We start from the raw sequence: 17,543 nt of genomic DNA, 5'->3' as shown, positions 1-17,543 counted from the left end.
GCTGCGGGAAACCGCAGCCCTTTCCCATGTCCCCGGCTTAGATCGGGGACATGGGAAAGGGTTTATTTCAAAGATAAAGGAGGAGATATGCCATAGAAATTGTTCCCATTACTTTGAAGGAGGCCAACGCTTTTGTCAGCGAGTATCACCGGCACCACGGGCCTGTGACCGGTCACAAGTTTTCCATTGGTCTGTCTGATGGAGATAGAATAATCGGTGTAGTGATTGTGGGCAGGCCGGTCAGCCGGTATCTGGACGATGGCTGGACATTGGAAGTCAACCGCCTCTGCACTGATGGCTCTCGGAACGCCTGCTCCATGCTATATGCTGCGGCGTGGCGGGCAGCACGGGCTATGGGGTACAAACGCCTGATTACATACATTCTGGAAAGCGAAACCGGGGTTAGCCTGCGGGCTGCTGGCTGGAAGTGTATCGGGCAGGCAGGCGGCTTGCGCTGGACTGGCAGGCGCAAGCCCACAGTTGACCTCTATCCTGCCCAAATGAAAACGCGGTATCAGCGGGAGGTGGAGGAATGAGGGTGGGCCTACATGACGCGGAAGCCGAACGTTTTCGGGGAAAGAAACGCTTTCCCAATTATGCGCTGATGAAAATATCTACATGGCACAAGGCCCAGGGGGACACCGTGGAGTGGTGGGAACCCTTGGGCCTTTTTGATAGGGTATACAGCAGCAAGGTATTTGATTTTACGCCCGAAAACCCATACCTACCGCCAGACATCGTCAAGGGCGGCACAGGCTATGGCCTGTTCACGGAGCTGGCCCTGGAGATTGACAGAATGTTTCCCGACTACTCCATCTATCCAAGCTGCGATTATGCCATTGGCTATCTCACCAGAGGCTGTCCCAACAAATGTAGGTGGTGCGTAGTGCCTAAGAAGGAGAGTAATATCCGGCCCTACCGGGCATGGCAGGACCTGGTTCGACCCGACACGGACAAGCTGGTGCTCATGGACAACAACATCCTGGCCTGTGACTACGGCATAGAGCAGTTAGCGGGGCTGATTGGCAGCGGGTACAGAATCGACTTAAATCAAGGGATGGACGCACGGCTTGTTACGCCGAAAGTAGCGGACATCCTATCACGGCTGAAATGGATACGCTGTATTCGCTTTTCCTGCGACCAAGAGAGCCAGATTGAGCCGGTTTTGCACACCTGCGAACTGTTAAAGGCGCGGGGGATTAAGCCATACCGGGTGTTTGTCTATCTGCTGGTAACGGCTGATTTGAGCAGCGCTGCTCGCCGTGTGGAGGCGTTAAAAGGGCTGCGGGGAATCAATCTCTACGCCCAGGCGGAGCGAAACGAGAGCCTGGGGATTCGCCCCAACAAGGCACAACTGGAATTTGCCCACAGATATGTTTACAGCGGATGTTTTCGCCGGGAAACCTGGGAGGAATACATCCAGAGAAAGGAGCTGATTTTTTGAGCAGTGATTTACAGACAATGGACAAGCAGAATCAGAAGGTTGATAGTTCGGAGCAGTACGCCATTAACGTGATGGGCGAGCGGGCCTTGCAGTCGGCTGATTATGTGATGAAAAAGAGTAAGGAGACCATGTTCTCCGCTATTATCAGGTATCGGTGGGCAGTATGGGCGATGCCAGCGCCATTGCTGACGGGCGGTTTGCCTACCCGCTCCCCGGCCACACCTGGGATACATACCCTGGTCACAACGGAATCGATATTTCCTTTGCCAACTGCTACGGTGAGCCGGTCTATGCGGTAGCTGCCGGGACCGTTCGTTATACACAGGATGGATGGACACCGGCTCATGGTGTAGGCGGGATGTGGTCCTTTGGCAACAGTGTCTTTATTGAGCATGGGGACGGTTGGATTTCCGCTTATGGGCATTTTTCCGCACTAGCAGTAGCAAGTGGGGAAACTGTCACCCAGGGACAGCTTATTGGGTATATTGGCAGTACTGGTAACTCTACCGGACCGCATCTGCATTTGGCTCTCTATCACAATGGGGACGCTGGTATCGGCGGGCAGAACTTTGCGGAGTTGGCTTGGCCGCAGTAGCAGGTAATAAAAAGAAATTACAGTATTGGGAGTTGTTACTGAACAATTTAACTATACCACATCAATATAGATAAATATAGGCGGCTAAGGCCGAATCACATCTTGACAAATAGATTCCATCGCTTTTATATCCATATCAATAAGAGTCGAAAACAGTGACTTAATTCTGAGTAGTATTGCGTACTCGCTGGTCATGTTATATTTCAGAACCATCCCGCGTAATTGATAATAGAGTTTCGCTAGAGTCTTATAGTTTTGTATATGAAGTGATGAATTACGAATTAACCCGCATTTTCTTAGGGTGTTGATCCGCTTAATCATAAGGGATTTGTGCTCATAAAACAAGTGATAGCACCGACGATCCAATTTGGGTAATTCAACGATACGATTAAGTTCATATTTAAGGGAAGAAATTCCCGTATAAAAAGTGCGATGAAACGCAAATAACGTAGGGTACTCAGAGTTTAAGTAGTCCTCCATGCTATTGTATATCATTTGGGGATTGATTCGCAAATAATCGTCCCCAAGCGGTTTGTAAGTGTATAGTTCAATATGAGTATGCCAATAAGCATCCGGGACTACCCAATAAGCCTTTTCCATATCTTCGTACCGCACAAAAAAAGTTTGATATTGTCCATCCATAACATTGTTAGCGCAGTAAAATATGCTTCTATCTGTATTATATCCATAAATGAATATCTCATGATAGACAGGAGGAGTATCATACCAATATTTGTTTTGAACATTAATGTGGTACAAGTCAACATAGCAATATATATATCTATTGCTAGATAGCATAAATTCAAACATAGATATAATATCTCCATACCATATTGAATTTATAAGATCTCTATCAAGCTGTTCATGTTGAATAAACGGGCAGAATTTCTGTAAAATATGCGTTCCCATATAATGAAACACATCATATTCTGTCTCATAATGAAATTGAATGAAATTATTAGCTAGCCATTCCTCAGAATCAGAAGTGTTTCTTGCTATTGCGCAGATGGAAGCGTTTGAGCAATAAGAAGTGACATCTTGAATCTTAAAAGGGAGTATTACCTCAGACATAGTTTTTACCCTCCATAGCTAAGGTACTGATAGAAGAACGAAATGCAAATTTTACAAAACTAATAGGATATACGCGTATTTGAAGATGCCATATATTGTACTTGGTTGGAAGCAATTTAGAGTTTTACACATCCCTAAAGGTACTGAAACAGAAAGTGTCGTTACGACAAATACCAATCCTATCTCTATAGTGTACCCTAGCGGCTCATCCACTGATATAAGATAGATATTCCGGTCGGGAAAATTGGGATGCAAGTCACTGGCTAAAATATCAAATTGTTGATACGTTGCCCCTCTAATATAACAATATCTCAAATGCCACTGGCATAAAGTCTATAATCATTGTTGCTCGGACACGTAAAAAAACGAAAATACTGTCTTTGTGACCAGAAGCTGCTGCTTTTGGAGCCGAAAGGCAAAGTCTAAGACCAGTCTGACTTGATGTGCCCTTGAAATCATATCTGGTCAAAAAAACATGATATCTTCTTTTATCAGAAAGCCCCGAAGTACTTTATAAATATCTTGAAATGTTTCCGGGCCAAGGCATCGGCCTAATGCATTGGCATTTATAAGACTTTTACTCTTGATTAATTTGGCCAAGACCGAAAAGAATATATGAGCATTTGTAACGTTATAAGAAATCCACTATATATAGAACTGGGCTTGCATATCAAACAAGTCCTTATACTTCCCGTTGCAATCCATCAGCTCATCATGAGTACCATATTCAATAATTTGACCATCCTCAAAAAAAGCGATATGATCACAAAATTTAGAACTTGACATTCTGTGAGAAATGAAAACGGTTGTTTTTCCTTTTGTCAAATCAGAAAACTTCCGATAAATCTCATATTCAGCTCTAGGATCAAGAGCTGCTGTTGGTTCGTCAAGAATCATAATCGGTGAATCTTTATAAACTGCCCTGGCTAATGAGATCTTTTGCCCTTCACCGCCAGATGGCTCAAAACCCTCTTCAGAGAAGGTGCGGTAAACATATGTGTTTACTCCATTTGACAATTTTTTCACTTTTTCTCCCAGTCCACTGTCCTCTAAAAGCTTTGTGATATAGGAATCCTCAACATCATTTGAGTGTTGGAACGAAACGTTTTCTTTTAATGTAAATGCTAATAATTTGTAGTCTTGGAACACAGAACAAATTAGCCCCATATACGAATCGTAATTTATATCTTGTATATTCATTCCGTTCAAAGTTATTTTCCCCTGTGTTGGATCATATAGGCGACAAAGCAATTTCACAAAAGTTGTTTTTCCGGCCCCATTTTCTCCAACAATGGATAGTTTTTCACCATACTTTAATTTCAAAGAAATATGAGATAAGGCATTAACTTTTTGCCCAGGATAGCAAAAAGAAACATCACAGAATTCAATTTCATATGGTCCTTCCGGGAGAGGCAAGTTTTTTCCCTGGTACATTGTCTGCGGTACGTTTAGATAGTCGGTTAGGGCATCATAATATCCGCTAAACTGTCTAATGTCCAATACGCTTTCCATTAAACTTTTCATTGCGTTGGAAAAGTTCATCATTGCATTCACATACATCGTAAAATCGCCAATACCTATTGTTGATTTAATGACGCAGTAAGCTAAATAGATATAGGTAATCCCTTTCAAGATAAAGTTCAATAACACGGAGATGTATTGAGCGCGATTAAGCAACTTGGTTTGCTTTTTATAGAACGCTTCCGATTCTAGCAAATGATGGTTTACTTTAGCTACAAGCCAATCTTTTAGGTTATAAATTCTTATTTCCTTTCCAAAAGCAAAATTCTCGATTAAGTCCAGGAAGTAACTTGTTTTTCGCTCAATAGGCGCTTTGTTTATGTCCCATTGGATATTTTGCTTTCTTATGCCAGATTCGTACCAAGCATCCAACAGAATGAGTAATATGAACAAGGCCACAATCCACCAGTTCAATGTAAGTATTACAGCAATGATTCCCACGAAAGTAAATGCTTTGCCCAAAATATTAAACGAGTTTTTTAAGACAACAGCAAAACCTTGGCCATTTGCGTACAAGAATTTTTCTGCTTTTGCCTTAGTATCCAGGAATTTAGGGTCTTCAAGGCGCTGAAAGTCACTTTTAGAGAGCGTGTCGGCCATCATGGTTTGAAACTTCGTAAAAATGCTTCCCTGCAGCAAAAATATCCTTCCCTCTAAAAAGCTTGATAGCATGGATGCCATTAAATTTAACATGATCATGCCTGTTATCAAATACAAGACGTTCTCGAGGCTATCTCCGCGAAGTATTTCGTCAATAATATATTTAGGAAATACTATGTCGATTATGGGGATAAGGGCAGTCAATATCTGTAGAACAATTTGATAAGGGATATATTTTTTTTCATATTTCCAGGCATATTTCAGTAAGAAAAATATTCCTTTGAACATTTACTTTCACCTCTTATTGGAATTTTTCGCTCCTACTTTCCCAATCTGGTATAGATTGGGGGTGAGAGACGAATTTTGACTGAATTGTTTCAGTATTTGGCGTCAGCAGGGGAGTAATCCCTGCATTCTCTGGCATCAATATAGTTGTTATTCCTCCTTTATTAATTGCTGAAATTGGCCCGACTTCCGGACTTCTGTGCTTGAAGAAGAGATGGTCAAAACCTCCTCGTAATTGTAACCGCTTATAAAACAAAGCAAAACTTTCTAGTTGTCGACATTTTAATAGAGCTCCTGTCACATATTTTGCTTTTAAGAAGTCTGCCATCTTGCCGGATTCAATCAGAACATTATTAATATATCTATCCGTTAATGGGCATAAATCATATAGGTAGTACCATCCTTCTGTTAGAATGTAATTAAAAACATGGCCAGAGCCATTCGGCCTCGAGAAAGAGATATATCCAACTTCTTGATATTTATCAAAAAGCAAATATCGTAACCAAGCAGCATCAGACGAGCAACAACCACAATTCGTTAGAATAGCATAATATCCAGGTTTGTGATGTTCCCATTCGATATTGTTTTCAGCTATAACAACAACATCCAGTAGCTCATGGAAGTTGCTGGTAACAAATAATTGCAAAGCATCATACAGAGTGCTAATATATTCTTTTTTTTCTTGCGGTGTGCACATTGATATATCTCTTATCTCTTGAATGCTGTGTTGAGGCGAACCTATTGTGTTTACTGGAACCCAGTACAAATCTTTAGAAATTTGAACTTGGAAGTGTCCTGACGGGAGTAAAAACCCTAAATCATATTTACTCATGCTGAATCTCCAGTAAAAAAATTAATGCAAGAATTTACAAGCTTCTCTTCCTGCTCTTTCTCACCAACTATGATGGCCGGTATATTGAACGTACTTTCAAAGTTTTGTATAACTTTCGCCACTAACTCATTACTCGCCTTGGACTTCTTATTGCGAATAATTCCCCATCCGCTTGAATATGTAAAAGGATAAACGCCCAAAGCTATCACTCTGCAATTACAGAGACCTTGAATTCCATCAATAAATCTTGAGATCATTTTGATGTCATCATCCAAATTTACACATAAAATAATTGCATCGGGATTCGCCCCAAGAATATATCCTACTTGGGATAAAGGAATTTGTCCTGTATTATAGTATGCTCTTGGTAATATGTTTGACTGAGAGCCGACAAGAATTATGTCTGGGGCTTTTTCATCTATTTTATGCATCAGCATATTAGTTTGAACTAATATGTCTTGTACATTACTTTCAGTTATACCATTGTATCCTAATGGGAAAACCTCATCAATTCCCCAAAGCTGTGATGTGGGTTCTGAGCCAAGTTGTCCAACTATATAATTTCGTTCCTTTAGTTTTTTTCGTAGTTGAAGCTGTAAGGTAAATTTCCCTTGATGTTTCGATGTTCCCGCTACACAAAGAACAGGTGACCGCATTTGATATAGCTTTCCAAAATAATTTGTAACTGGGACTGTATTATAATTTGGACAATACAGTGAAAGGCCTTTAGCTTCAAATTGAGGTAAAAATTCGTTCAAATAGAAATCATCAAATGCAAACACATTAAGCCCTTTTTCCAAACATTTAATAAGTGCATCGCGCTTGATTGATTTTCCAGATACCCCCTCTGTTTCTGAGATATGCCCAAGGATGAGTGTATCAATTGTCTTGGAGTTAATATCATCAATGTTCTTAATATTAAAGCAACTTTCTATATCATATAATCCTTTGACAGAAAGCCCTATGTGTCCGGAGTATTTAGTGTCACAGACTTCAATTATATTGAAGTCCAATAATTCCCTAAATGATATCAAGCTCGTCATCTCTTTGTTGTATGGGAATAGTGATGCATTTGAAATCTGAAATGGTTTTCTAAGGATCGTATTGCTCTTACGGGCAGAATAAACATGTTTTGCATTACGGTGTATGAATTCCAACGCCTGCTCTTGCGATGGGCCATTAGTAAAATGGGACGCAATATAGGCAGTAATATAAGGCGCAGCAAAACTATTTCCCTGACTTATTGTATATGGTGGATCTACCCAAGCTAATCTTTGCACTCCACCTTTTCCTCTAATATTAATTGGACTATCCTCAACGATTACAAAATCCTCAGCATGGGTGCATCTTGGTGAAGTATCAACACCAATAACAAACGGATAGGCAGCAGGATATGAGATCGCCCCAGCGTTATCAAAAGCGGACACAATCAAACTACCTTGGTTGCTTATCTTATAACATAGAGCCTCCAATTCAGTATTTGGGGTACGGATGCCCAAACTCATGTTGATTATATCATACCCGCCGTACTCTAATATATATTTTAAAGCAGAGATTACTTTCTTTGTTAAGATTTGTGGCTCTTTGTGAAATATGTCGAAATTATGGATTTCAATATTCGGAGAAGTATGGTGTGCAATTATAGCACACACAGCTGTCCCATGGGGATTATTCGGTTTTTGCACTATCTCTGTACTTTTATTCCATGTTGTAGTGCTTTCTTGAAATATAACAGGAAGGTGTTTCTGAAAAATTGGATGTTGAATCCAAGCTCTACTATCCAAAACTGCAATTCTCATGTAAACAGCCTCATCTTTCTGACCTAAGGGAGATATATATGGCAGATATACTATTATATATATGACCATGCAAGAAACGGTAAGCGCTAGTGCTACCGCTTTAACGCTTACCGTCCTGCTTTGTGTACTTACCAATCCAGGCCGCAATCGTGACCACAATGGCTACCGGTTGTGCACTCGCCGTACAGATCCAGCCAATTGTCATTAGCTGTAGAGTCCACAGGCTTCTTCAGAGTCTCCTTCATTGTATTCACCCCCATTCTATTGATTATGTACATCGTGATACGGGTTTATGGTATCAAACGAACAGTATCTGTATACCTAAAACTCATTTCACCATGCCATATAATTTCATTCAACTATTTAGTGGAAGAGAGGGTATTAACCATTTCCACAAGATCGCTAAATGATATCAATCTATCTGGCTGAAAATATTCATCAGGGATTTCGATTCCAAACTCTTGCTCTATTTCAACGATCATAGATACAAATAGCAGAGAGTCCTCAATAATATCGGATAGCAGGAAATTGGATTCAGCATCACACAATATACCAAGATGATTTAAGCACTCAATGATCCGACTTCTTTCCGTCATTATGCTTTACCTCCAAGGGGGAATTATTTCAAACACATCACATTGGTCAAGCAACTCCATAATATATGTAATCGAGCCGGGCTCATATCCACAACGAGGTTTTTCGGGGGAAGTAAATTTTTTTGCTGGACACATAATGCTCATACAGGATGGCGCAAAGCTGCATCCCCCACATTTCTCAACCTCCTTGAACGAATTCACCCACTCTTGGAGTCTGTCCTCGTCCAGTTTCATTTCTCCGGATTTGGATAGCTTTCCAATGTGATTTCTTTCATCGTCCAAAAGCATTGTGCATTTACATACGGTCCCGTCCGCACGTATAACATATTGGTTCCTTTTTGCAGCAGCACAAATTTGATTTTCAAGTAAATTGCAATAGGCATTATAATTCAAAGGAGCTCGGTGTTCAATTATTGGATTGTATAATTCAAATAAACTATCTAATAGAGATGATGATAATGAGAAGTGTTCATCCATCTTCCAATTTCCAACAGGTCTGAAGTAAAAGCCAAACTTGCAATCATTGGCAAACAACTCAGCTAATTCATCCAAATATTTATCCATCGTTGACAAAGTATCTTTAGTTACATTTGTCCTAACTGAAATATAAATTGAATGAGAAGACTTGACCTTATCCCTTATCGCCAAAAGATTTGAAATCACTTTATCATATGACCCTATGCCTTTTACCTTATCGTGTGTTTCTTTGGGGCCATCAAGTGTCACTTGGATACCAGTGATACGATATTTTTGTAACATCGCAAAAGTGTCGAGGTCTAACAAAGTGCCATTCGTAGTTATTGATGCCGAAAAAGGCTTTCTCGCCTGGTGGCATAAATCCAACATTCTTTGTGAAAGAGAAGCGATAACATCTTTTGCAAGAAGGGGTTCGCCTCCAAACCATGATACACTAAGTTCAGTATAGTTTCGCAGATTTTTTCTTAGCCAGTTTATCAATGCGTCTTGTGTTTCTTGAGACATGGTCCCATGCTTGAAATCCTCATAACAGTATGGGCACCGCAAGTTGCATTGTTCTGTGGGTAAAATGCACAACTCCAGTTTAGGGGAATATATGTATTCATTTCGCCATGCCCCAATATGTTGCATTTCATCACATGCCTGGTTCACAATGACACCAGCATCTTTTAAAAACGGTATGAGCGGATGGTCTGGATACTTATTAGGATATTCTATCAAATCAGATATCTCTTCTATATCTTTCATTGATTTTAAGTACCTTTTTGTTTTTGTGTTAAAGATGAGAATTCTTCTCACATCTTTATTGACGACATTAAAAGCGGATTTTTTATACATGCAAACTTTCCTTTCTAGCGAACATACTTGAAAGTGTTTGGAAACCAAATTCGACACTTGGAAATATCGGTAAAAAATCATAGCTATTCTGAACCCAACATATGTGGGTTACATTGCCATTATAATCATACCCGAATGTTATGTAATCCACATAGTTCTTTCCTTTGTACTTCACCTTTTCTACTCATTCCCATATGCTATTTCTCAGTATCCACTCTTCCTTAGAAATCAATAATTGTGTTCTGAGATTATATTGCTGAAATGTCTTTCTGTGGGTTTATTATATCACACATTTTTGCCCATAACAAAATTTTGTCCAAGCCGTATCAAAGTTTGTCTAAAAAATTCAGGAGCAGCACTCTGCTCCTGAAAAGATTTCATTTAGACGAACTTATAGACCACTTAGACATACATGGTGAAAAAAAAAGAAAACTATGGTATACTGTCTTTAGTAAGAGAATTTCGAACCTCCTGGTAGTGGATCAAGGTTTCAAGTACGAACTTCTGCTCGGGTTCCGTCATTTGCTCCACAATAGAGACTATTTCTCGCACAATTAGACTCTCGGAGGGCTGGACAGCATATGAAGGAAATAACTCAGTTATATTTGCGCTCAGTGCTGTAGATAAAGATTCGATATTTTTTGCAGTAGGCCGAAGCACATCATTTTCCCATCTGGAGATACAAGACGGGGATACCCCGCACCGCTCCGCAAGCTGCTCCTGCGTAAGTTTTCTGATTTTCCTCAATTCGCGAATCTTTCGGCCAATTGAATCCATATGCTGCCCTCCTTTCAGTACTATTCTACCAAAAAGGAATTTAAAACTCCATTGCATAAACGCCTAGACGCTTTACAAACACGCAAGTTTCTTCTATAATAGCTCTAGCTGCCAAATCAAGGAGGAATTTGCATATATGACTATGAGAAGCAATTTGACTGAATTTGTAACCAAGTGTATTGTTCTTAGGAATGACAATGTTCTTCCAATAGGAACCTCAGATTTATTCCAGTTGTTTCTATCTTGTGACTGTGACTTATATGAAATTCTTTATCTATTTTCGCGAATCAAAGAATATACGGAGGATGATTTAAAGGCACTCCTCTCTGTTATTCCGCCATCACAACCAATACCAGCCCTATCTCTAAATACAATCCATGCGATGATTCCTCGATGGACCGCGACAAAGTACCACACCGCTCCCATCCAAGAAGTTCTGGAGGACATAAGGGAAAAGGTTCTCACCCGTCATATTGGGGTATATGCATATCATAGCAACTTGAACCCCCGGAACCCGAAATCTCCAGACGATCCATATATGCTGCTAGTCTCAGAGGAACAGAGTTTTTTCCTGGATATTAACCGCAGGCGTTCATTTAAGTACACATACGCAGATTTCAAATCAGACTAAGGGGGAAATTGCAAATGTATCATGTGGCAATTTGTGACGATGAGGTTGTCTTTATTGACAAAATCAGCGAACTTCTACAGAAGTATGCCAAAAAGAAGAAATTAAACTTCCAGCTTCATACTTTTTCTGACCCATCCGCATTGCAGGATGAGATCATAGATGGCTCTGTCTACGACATTTATTTGTTGGATGTGGAGATGCCGGGCTTAGATGGCTTTTCCCTTGCGAAGCAGATCAAGACTTCTCACCCTCTTGTACCCATTTTATTCCTGACTTCTCATATCGAAATGTCAAGGGAAGGATATAAGGTCGATGCGCTGCGGTATGTGTCTAAGCTCAGTTTGAATGAGGAACTAATAGAGGCTCTGGACGCGGCACAGGCCGAAGCTGAAAAAGCAGAAAAGAATTTCCTCACCGTTACATACTACCACGATATTGTGCGAATTCCATATGACGAAATTCTGTATGTGCAGAGGGTAATGCGCTATTTGGAAATCCATACGTCCCGTCAAGGAATTGTGAATACCGGGCGTGGCATAAAAGAAATATTCAAAAAAATAGGGGATGAGAGATTCGTTTTTATAAGCCGCAGTTGCTTTGTCAATCTGGATCATGTCCAGCAGCTTTCCCAAGCTTTCATAGAAATGGATACCGATGAGTCACTCCCCATTAGCCGAAAAATGCTGCCTGGAGTCAAATCTACAATTCTTCAAGTCTGGGGTGAAGAACCATGATGTGGGCTTATGACCTTATGGAATTAGCAGCGACTGTCTGCGAAGGAGCGGTTATACTGTGCGCTGTTACGCATATATCATGTGAGCTACATCATGGGCAAAAGCATAAGTCCCTTATTTGTAGGTTTACTATTATATATACCGCAATTATTGCTATTTTGAACTCCGTTCAAGCTTTCTCGTTTGTCACAATAGGCATCGGTTTCACGTTCATTGTACTATCAAGCCGCTTTGTCTCAAAAGAATCCTGGTTACTTCGCTCTACGGCAACAGTAATTAGTGTCCTGGTTGTTAATTCGGTCGATTATATTTGCTTATTTATCTTCTGTATGATAACAGAATCCCCTGTTACTGATACATACTCTTTTCAGGCACTGTTAAATCCGTGTCCATTGCGAACCCTATACTTAGCGGTGAATAAGGGGGTAGATATACTGCTATTGGTACTTTTATGGCACTTTCTACCTAGTCTTCAAAAACTCCGCTATAAGCAAAGACTTTTGCTTTTTTGTACGAGTCTTTCCGTATATGCTGTCATGACAGCGTTAATTGCCCTGATTATGAGCCAATCTTTGCTGGCTATGCAGAACGCTATCATGTTTTCCTGCATCTTCTCGTGTCTGTGTATCTTTGCTGTAATTGCACTGCTACTTATCAATGGCAATTATCAGGATGAAAAACAGAGGGCAGAACTTCTTCGCAACACAAATCAACTAATTGCCCAGAACTACCAAGCACTATACGAAAATCGAAAGGAAATCGCACGGAGGATTCACGACTTTAATCATCATATCAAGGCCCTGGAAGTTTTAGCGAGTCAAGAACAAGCGGATAAGACCGCCCAATACACCCGCTCTCTCCTAAAAACATCATATGCGGAAAAGAATTTCTGCAAAAGCGGAAACAACATCATCGACGCTATTATCAACTGCAAGGCCGCTGAAGCAGAGGACCTGTCCATTCCTTTTCAGTATTCGATGGATATCTCTCAACCAATCGAAATCGACCCTGTTGATATTTGCGCTGTTTTGTCCAATCAAATTGACAATGCTTTTGAGGCGAGCCAGCGGGTGCATAATTCAGCTAAAAGAAATGTCAGCGTTAAGATATGGGTTAAGAATGACAGCACCCTCTTTTTCCGTGTGGAGAACTATGTGGACATAGATCCGCTTGTATCTAACCCAAATTTGCACACCACCAAAGCAGACTCCCAAGAACTCCACGGGCTTGGCCTACAAAACATAGCTGACACAGCAAAAAAATATGGCGGCGCTCTCCGCAGTTTCTACCAGGACCATTACTTTGTTTCAACTGTTTTCGTGTGCTTGAACTCCTTTTAGACAAACTTTGATACCTCTTAGACAAAATCTGTTTTTTAATTCCTTTTCTGCTATAATAGCCTTATGAAAAGGAGGGACTCGTTATGCTAAACGCTTGTGCTACCGCATTAACAGAAAAACTTCTGTGCAGATTCCCAATGGTCCGAGTCCGTAGAGCAGTTTATATTTATGGATTTGAAATAACTATTTCATCCTTGGCAGTAATGCTCTCCGTGTTCATTCTGTCATGCTTGTGTGGCGCGGTGTATACTTCTTTCACCTTTAGCCTTATATTCGTGAGTATCCGGCTTTTTTCTGGTGGTTACCACGCCAAGACATATGGACGTTGTTTTATCCTCAGTAATGCAGTGTACTTGATTTGTTTCGATGCTGCCCGATTGATTCAAACACTTAGAATAGAGTTTCTTTGCCCATTTTTGGTACTTTCATCTATGGCAGTTGTTTTTATGCTAACGCCCATAAAGAACAAAAATCATCCGATGTCTGATGTTTCATATCGAAAAAACAGAAACATTTCTTGGCAAATCACTGCGTGTGAGGGACTATGCATATTGATAGCATACTTTCTCTCGTTCATGCCACACATAGTCTGTATGTGCTCAACCACAATGACGGCAGTGGCCGTTTTGATGGTAATACCTAAAATCCAGGAAAGGAGAAAGGACGTATGATGTCTGTATGGTCTATTATTGCTAAGTTCATTGAGAGCATTGCGAGTTTCGGGGCAGGCGTGGCCTCTCTCGGGTACGGCTATGAGCCTAAAGTCCCCGAAGAGCTCCAGAAGTAACCCCTAAGAAACAGCCGGTCAGGAGACATTGCCTGGCTGGCTTTTCTTTATTAGATTAATCCCTATGTATCATAACGCTGCCTCTTTCGCCGCAGAAGTCTTTCCTGTCGGCGCAGAGGTATGCCTAAAAACACTTTACCGTGAAAAGAGATATGATTTTTTCATATCTCTTTTATTTTTTTGCGTTTTTTCGCATTTAGGAGCACTAAAGAGCCATTTTAAGCAAGCTCATTGGCTTTTTGGCCCACGTGCACCACCTCCAGGATTTGATTTTCAACAAATTCAAATCCTGGAGGAATCAAAATGAACAAACAGAAAGCCCTACACAAGACACTTTGGTGGACATCCGTGACGTACACGTTGACCCAAATCTGCCAAAGGACGAACGTATCAAAGAATACTTACGCCAAATCAAAAACCCATACTGCTTCAAGTGCGGTTCATTCACCGTCCACGCCCGGTTCTCCAAAGACGGGCCTACGTTGGAGGAGTGCTTGAAACAAATATTACTGTAAAAAAGCTGTTGACTTTCCCCAAAGCCCTGTGCTATACTGATGTCGGAAAAAGAATTGAATAGACACAATCCGAATCACTCTTTGATTTTGCCGGGAAAGTCCGCAAAGCAAAAGGAGTGATTTTTTGTCTGTTTATAAGGCCAACGCATACCTGCGGCTGTCCTATGCCGCAGACCGCACAGAGGAAAGCGACAGCATACAGAACCAGAAAAAGCTCATTGAGGACTTCGTTGCCGCCCACCCGGATATTGAGATTGTTTCTGAGCGGGTGGACGATGGGTACAGCGGTGTTCTGTTCAACCGGCCCGCGTTTCTGGAAATGATGGAGGACATCAAGGCTGGCATAGTCAACTGCGTCATCGTGAAAGACCTGTCCCGCCTGGGCCGGGAATGGATAGACACTGGCCGCTATCTGCGCCAGATTTTTCCGGCCTATGGGGTACGGTTCATCTCCATCAACGACAACATCGACACAGCCAATGAGCGCAGCGGCGATGACCTGACTATCGGGCTGAAGAACATGATAAACGATGCCTACTGCCACGACATTTCCGTTAAGACCCGGAGCGCTCTCCAGGCAAAGCGGGAGAAGGGCGACTATGTAGGCGCTTGCCCCATTTACGGCTACCAGAAAGACCCCGAGAACCGCAACCGGCTGGTAATCGACGAGGACGCCGCCCGGGTGGTGCGGGACATCTACCGCCGCAAGATAGACGGAGCCAGTGCCAAGCGTATTGCCACGGAGTTGAACCGGCTGGGAGTTCTTTCCCCATATCAGTATAAAGTAAGCCGGGGATTGCCCCACCCTACCGGCGGTTTTACGGACGTGCCGGGGGCAAAATGGTCGACAAAGACCGTGCTGCGCATTTTGCAGGATGAAACCTACACCGGCGTTCTCTTGCAGGGCAAACAGGAAACATACAATCACAAGCTCAAAAATATCCTGACGAAACCCCAGGAGGAATGGGTGCGCACGGAGGACGCTCATGAGTCGATTATCCCCCGCCGTGATTTCGACCTGGTGCAGAAAATCCTCTCGCTGGACACCCGCACGGCTCCTGATGGCAGAGAGGTCTATCTGTTCTCCGGCTTACTGATTTGCGGCTCCTGCGGCGGGCCAATGACCCGCAAAACCGCTAAGTCCGGACAAAATCAGTATATCTACTATTACTGCCCCACTGGAAAAAAGCACGGCTGTGAGAATCCCGTCATGCTGCGGGAGGACACACTGACCGCCTGCGTTTTGGAGAGCCTGCAAAGCCATATTCAGAGCGTGATTGCTCTGGATAAGCTGCTGGACAGCATGGGTGAAGAACAGATAAACCGGGAGCTTGTGGCCGGTTACACTGCGCAAATCCGGGAGAACGAGGTGCAGTTAGATAGGGTAAAAGAGTTCAAGCGGTCGCTATATGAAAAATTTATCAACGGTCTGGTGACGAAACAGGAGTACCGGGAGTGGAAAGCTGGCTATTCCAGCCAGATTGAGCAGTATCAAGAGGCCATTGCCGCCCTGCGCCAGAGCGTGGAAAACACCATGCACAACAGCGATGACCGCCAGCGGTGGATGCAGCATTTCAAGCAGTTCTCCACCATGAAGGAGCTGGACAGACGGGCGGTTATCGCGCTGATACAATCCATCCGGGTGCTGGGTAAGCAGGAGCTGGACATCACCTACCGCTACCAGACCGAGTATGAGCAGGAGCTGGGCCGATTCTCTCAGGGAAGGGAGGCGGTCTGAGTGGCGAGGAAAAGCAGAAAGAACCGAGCCATGGTGATGGGTACTGCTACTACTGCCTGACGAACTACCGAGCGAAAAAGGGGGCTTGCGCCACCAAAGCGTATATAACGGAGGATCGCCTGTTTGAGATAGTGATGGGCATTGTGCGGCAGAAAGCAGAGGTGATGTTAGGTAAACTTCTGTGGACAAAACAGCTTGACAGCAAGGTGTCCGCAAAAAAGAGTGAGGTTGACGGCGAGATTGTAGAACTACGCTTGAAGGCACAGAAAAACAAGGCATTTCTAAACGGGCTATATGAAAATCTTGTCAACGGAATTCTTACAGAAACAGAGTACAGAGAATTGAGGGAGGGATACATTAAGGAAGTTAATTATTCCTTGGAGTGCATCCAACAGCTTACCGCCCAGCAGTCTGAGTTAGAGCAGCAGGCTAAACGGTATATCTGTATGGCTGATATGTTGACAAAAGTTGATACGAATACAGAGCTGACCGCTCAGCTTGTGGACATTTTGATTGAGCGTATCACAGTCAACGGCCCGGATGATATTTCCATTGACTTCCGCTTTGAATGTGGCTTTAACGAATTGCTGGAGGTGCTGGGCGATGAATAAACTGACGGCGCTTTATATCCGGCTTTCTACAGAGGACTACAAGGTGGAGAGCATGAGCATCGACAATCAAAAGCTAGCCCTGCATAAATATGCGGAAAATCTCGATGATTTGGCTGACTATGAGATTAGAGAATTTGTGGACAACGGGTACTCTGGTACGAACTTCGAGCGGCCCGCCGTCCAGGAACTGCTCGACCTGGTGCGGGAGGGAAAAATCGTCTGTATAATCGTAAAAGATTTCAGTCGGTTTGGCCGGAACAGCTTGGAGGTCGGCTACTTCATGGAGAAGGTTTTCCCTCTCTATGGAGTACGGTTTATCTCCATCAACGATGATTTTGACAGCGGCAAGCTCC

General features: G+C 42.5%; 19 protein-coding genes. 12 read left to right on the top strand and 7 right to left on the bottom strand.

What is annotated here, in order from left to right; all coding sequences use genetic code 11:
- Nucleotides 1–92: 92 nt before the first annotated feature.
- From D5270_RS15250 to D5270_RS17310, 3 genes are all read left to right on the top strand, one after another.
- Nucleotides 93–536, top strand: a complete 444-nt coding sequence (locus D5270_RS15250; protein WP_166544908.1) for an XF1762 family protein — start codon at nucleotides 93–95, stop codon at nucleotides 534–536.
- A complete protein-coding gene (locus tag D5270_RS15245) occupies nucleotides 533–1,444 on the top strand; it encodes a radical SAM protein (protein ID WP_166544898.1) in 912 nt (303 codons plus the stop codon). Before D5270_RS15250 ends, D5270_RS15245 begins: the two co-directional genes overlap by 4 nt.
- A 163-nt stretch (nucleotides 1,445–1,607) precedes the next feature.
- Nucleotides 1,608–2,039, top strand: coding sequence for a M23 family metallopeptidase (locus D5270_RS17310; protein ID WP_166544897.1), 432 nt, complete (start codon nucleotides 1,608–1,610; stop codon nucleotides 2,037–2,039).
- 84 nt (nucleotides 2,040–2,123) lie between these two features.
- Here the strand turns inward: D5270_RS17310 and D5270_RS15235 are convergent, their stop codons facing one another.
- The 7 genes from D5270_RS15235 to D5270_RS15205 form a co-directional block, all read right to left on the bottom strand.
- Nucleotides 2,124–3,110, bottom strand: a complete 987-nt coding sequence (locus D5270_RS15235; protein ID WP_166544896.1) for a hypothetical protein — start codon at nucleotides 3,108–3,110, stop codon at nucleotides 2,124–2,126.
- A gap of 645 nt (nucleotides 3,111–3,755) precedes the next feature.
- Nucleotides 3,756–5,519, bottom strand: coding sequence for an ABC transporter ATP-binding protein (locus D5270_RS15230; RefSeq protein ID WP_166544895.1), 1,764 nt, complete (start codon nucleotides 5,517–5,519; stop codon nucleotides 3,756–3,758).
- A gap of 13 nt (nucleotides 5,520–5,532) precedes the next feature.
- Nucleotides 5,533–6,348, bottom strand: coding sequence for a hypothetical protein (locus D5270_RS15225; RefSeq protein ID WP_166544894.1), 816 nt, complete (start codon nucleotides 6,346–6,348; stop codon nucleotides 5,533–5,535).
- Entirely contained in the window at nucleotides 6,345–8,216 is a 1,872-nt protein-coding gene (locus tag D5270_RS15220; RefSeq protein WP_166544893.1) for a S8/S53 family peptidase, read from the bottom strand. Before D5270_RS15220 ends, D5270_RS15225 begins: the two co-directional genes overlap by 4 nt.
- 290 nt (nucleotides 8,217–8,506) lie before the next feature.
- Nucleotides 8,507–8,743, bottom strand: coding sequence for a phosphopantetheine-binding protein (locus D5270_RS15215; protein ID WP_166544892.1), 237 nt, complete (start codon nucleotides 8,741–8,743; stop codon nucleotides 8,507–8,509).
- Nucleotides 8,744–8,749: 6 nt separating this feature from the next.
- Nucleotides 8,750–10,057, bottom strand: a complete 1,308-nt coding sequence (locus D5270_RS15210) for a radical SAM/SPASM domain-containing protein (protein WP_166544891.1) — start codon at nucleotides 10,055–10,057, stop codon at nucleotides 8,750–8,752.
- Between the two features lie 432 nt (nucleotides 10,058–10,489).
- Nucleotides 10,490–10,834 (bottom strand): helix-turn-helix domain-containing protein, encoded by a 345-nt coding sequence (locus D5270_RS15205; RefSeq protein WP_166544890.1) that lies wholly within the window; start codon nucleotides 10,832–10,834, stop codon nucleotides 10,490–10,492.
- Between the two features lie 136 nt (nucleotides 10,835–10,970).
- Here D5270_RS15205 and D5270_RS15200 point away from each other — a divergent pair, with 136 nt between their 5' ends.
- The 9 genes from D5270_RS15200 to D5270_RS15160 form a co-directional block, all read left to right on the top strand.
- Complete coding sequence (locus tag D5270_RS15200; protein ID WP_166544889.1) at nucleotides 10,971–11,465, top strand: hypothetical protein; 495 nt, start codon at nucleotides 10,971–10,973, stop codon at nucleotides 11,463–11,465.
- A 14-nt stretch (nucleotides 11,466–11,479) separates the two neighbouring features.
- Nucleotides 11,480–12,199 carry a LytR/AlgR family response regulator transcription factor gene (locus D5270_RS15195; RefSeq protein ID WP_166544888.1) on the top strand — a complete coding sequence of 240 codons (720 nt, stop codon included), beginning with the start codon at nucleotides 11,480–11,482 and terminating at the stop codon, nucleotides 12,197–12,199.
- Nucleotides 12,200–12,735: 536 nt separating this feature from the next.
- The gene (locus tag D5270_RS15190; protein ID WP_166544887.1) at nucleotides 12,736–13,539 is read left to right on the top strand and encodes an ATP-binding protein; all 804 of its coding nucleotides are present in this window, start codon (nucleotides 12,736–12,738) and stop codon (nucleotides 13,537–13,539) included.
- Nucleotides 13,540–13,622: 83 nt separating this feature from the next.
- On the top strand, nucleotides 13,623–14,210 hold the full coding sequence (locus D5270_RS17305; protein WP_166544886.1) for an accessory gene regulator B family protein: 588 nt from the start codon (nucleotides 13,623–13,625) through the stop codon (nucleotides 14,208–14,210).
- Nucleotides 14,207–14,326: a cyclic lactone autoinducer peptide gene (locus D5270_RS15180; RefSeq protein ID WP_166544885.1), complete on the top strand. Its 120-nt coding sequence runs from the start codon at nucleotides 14,207–14,209 to the stop codon at nucleotides 14,324–14,326. The genes D5270_RS17305 and D5270_RS15180 overlap by 4 nt, the downstream gene beginning before the upstream one ends.
- Nucleotides 14,327–14,574: 248 nt before the next feature.
- Nucleotides 14,575–14,841 (top strand): DUF6870 family protein, encoded by a 267-nt coding sequence (locus tag D5270_RS16985; protein ID WP_442858610.1) that lies wholly within the window; start codon nucleotides 14,575–14,577, stop codon nucleotides 14,839–14,841.
- Between the two features lie 124 nt (nucleotides 14,842–14,965).
- Nucleotides 14,966–16,579 (top strand): recombinase family protein, encoded by a 1,614-nt coding sequence (locus D5270_RS15170; RefSeq protein WP_166544883.1) that lies wholly within the window; start codon nucleotides 14,966–14,968, stop codon nucleotides 16,577–16,579.
- Between the two features lie 164 nt (nucleotides 16,580–16,743).
- Nucleotides 16,744–17,190 carry a hypothetical protein gene (locus tag D5270_RS15165; protein WP_166544882.1) on the top strand — a complete coding sequence of 149 codons (447 nt, stop codon included), beginning with the start codon at nucleotides 16,744–16,746 and terminating at the stop codon, nucleotides 17,188–17,190.
- A partial coding sequence (locus tag D5270_RS15160) for a recombinase family protein (RefSeq protein WP_166544881.1) occupies nucleotides 17,183–17,543 on the top strand: 361 nt, incomplete at its 3' end. The genes D5270_RS15165 and D5270_RS15160, both read left to right, overlap by 8 nt.

Source organism: Acutalibacter sp. 1XD8-36 (assembly GCF_009917525.1).
Taxonomy (GTDB): Bacteria; Bacillota; Clostridia; order Oscillospirales; family Acutalibacteraceae; genus Acutalibacter.
Note: the sequence above shows the minus strand (reverse complement) of the source record. Positions and strands in the feature narration are given on the sequence as shown.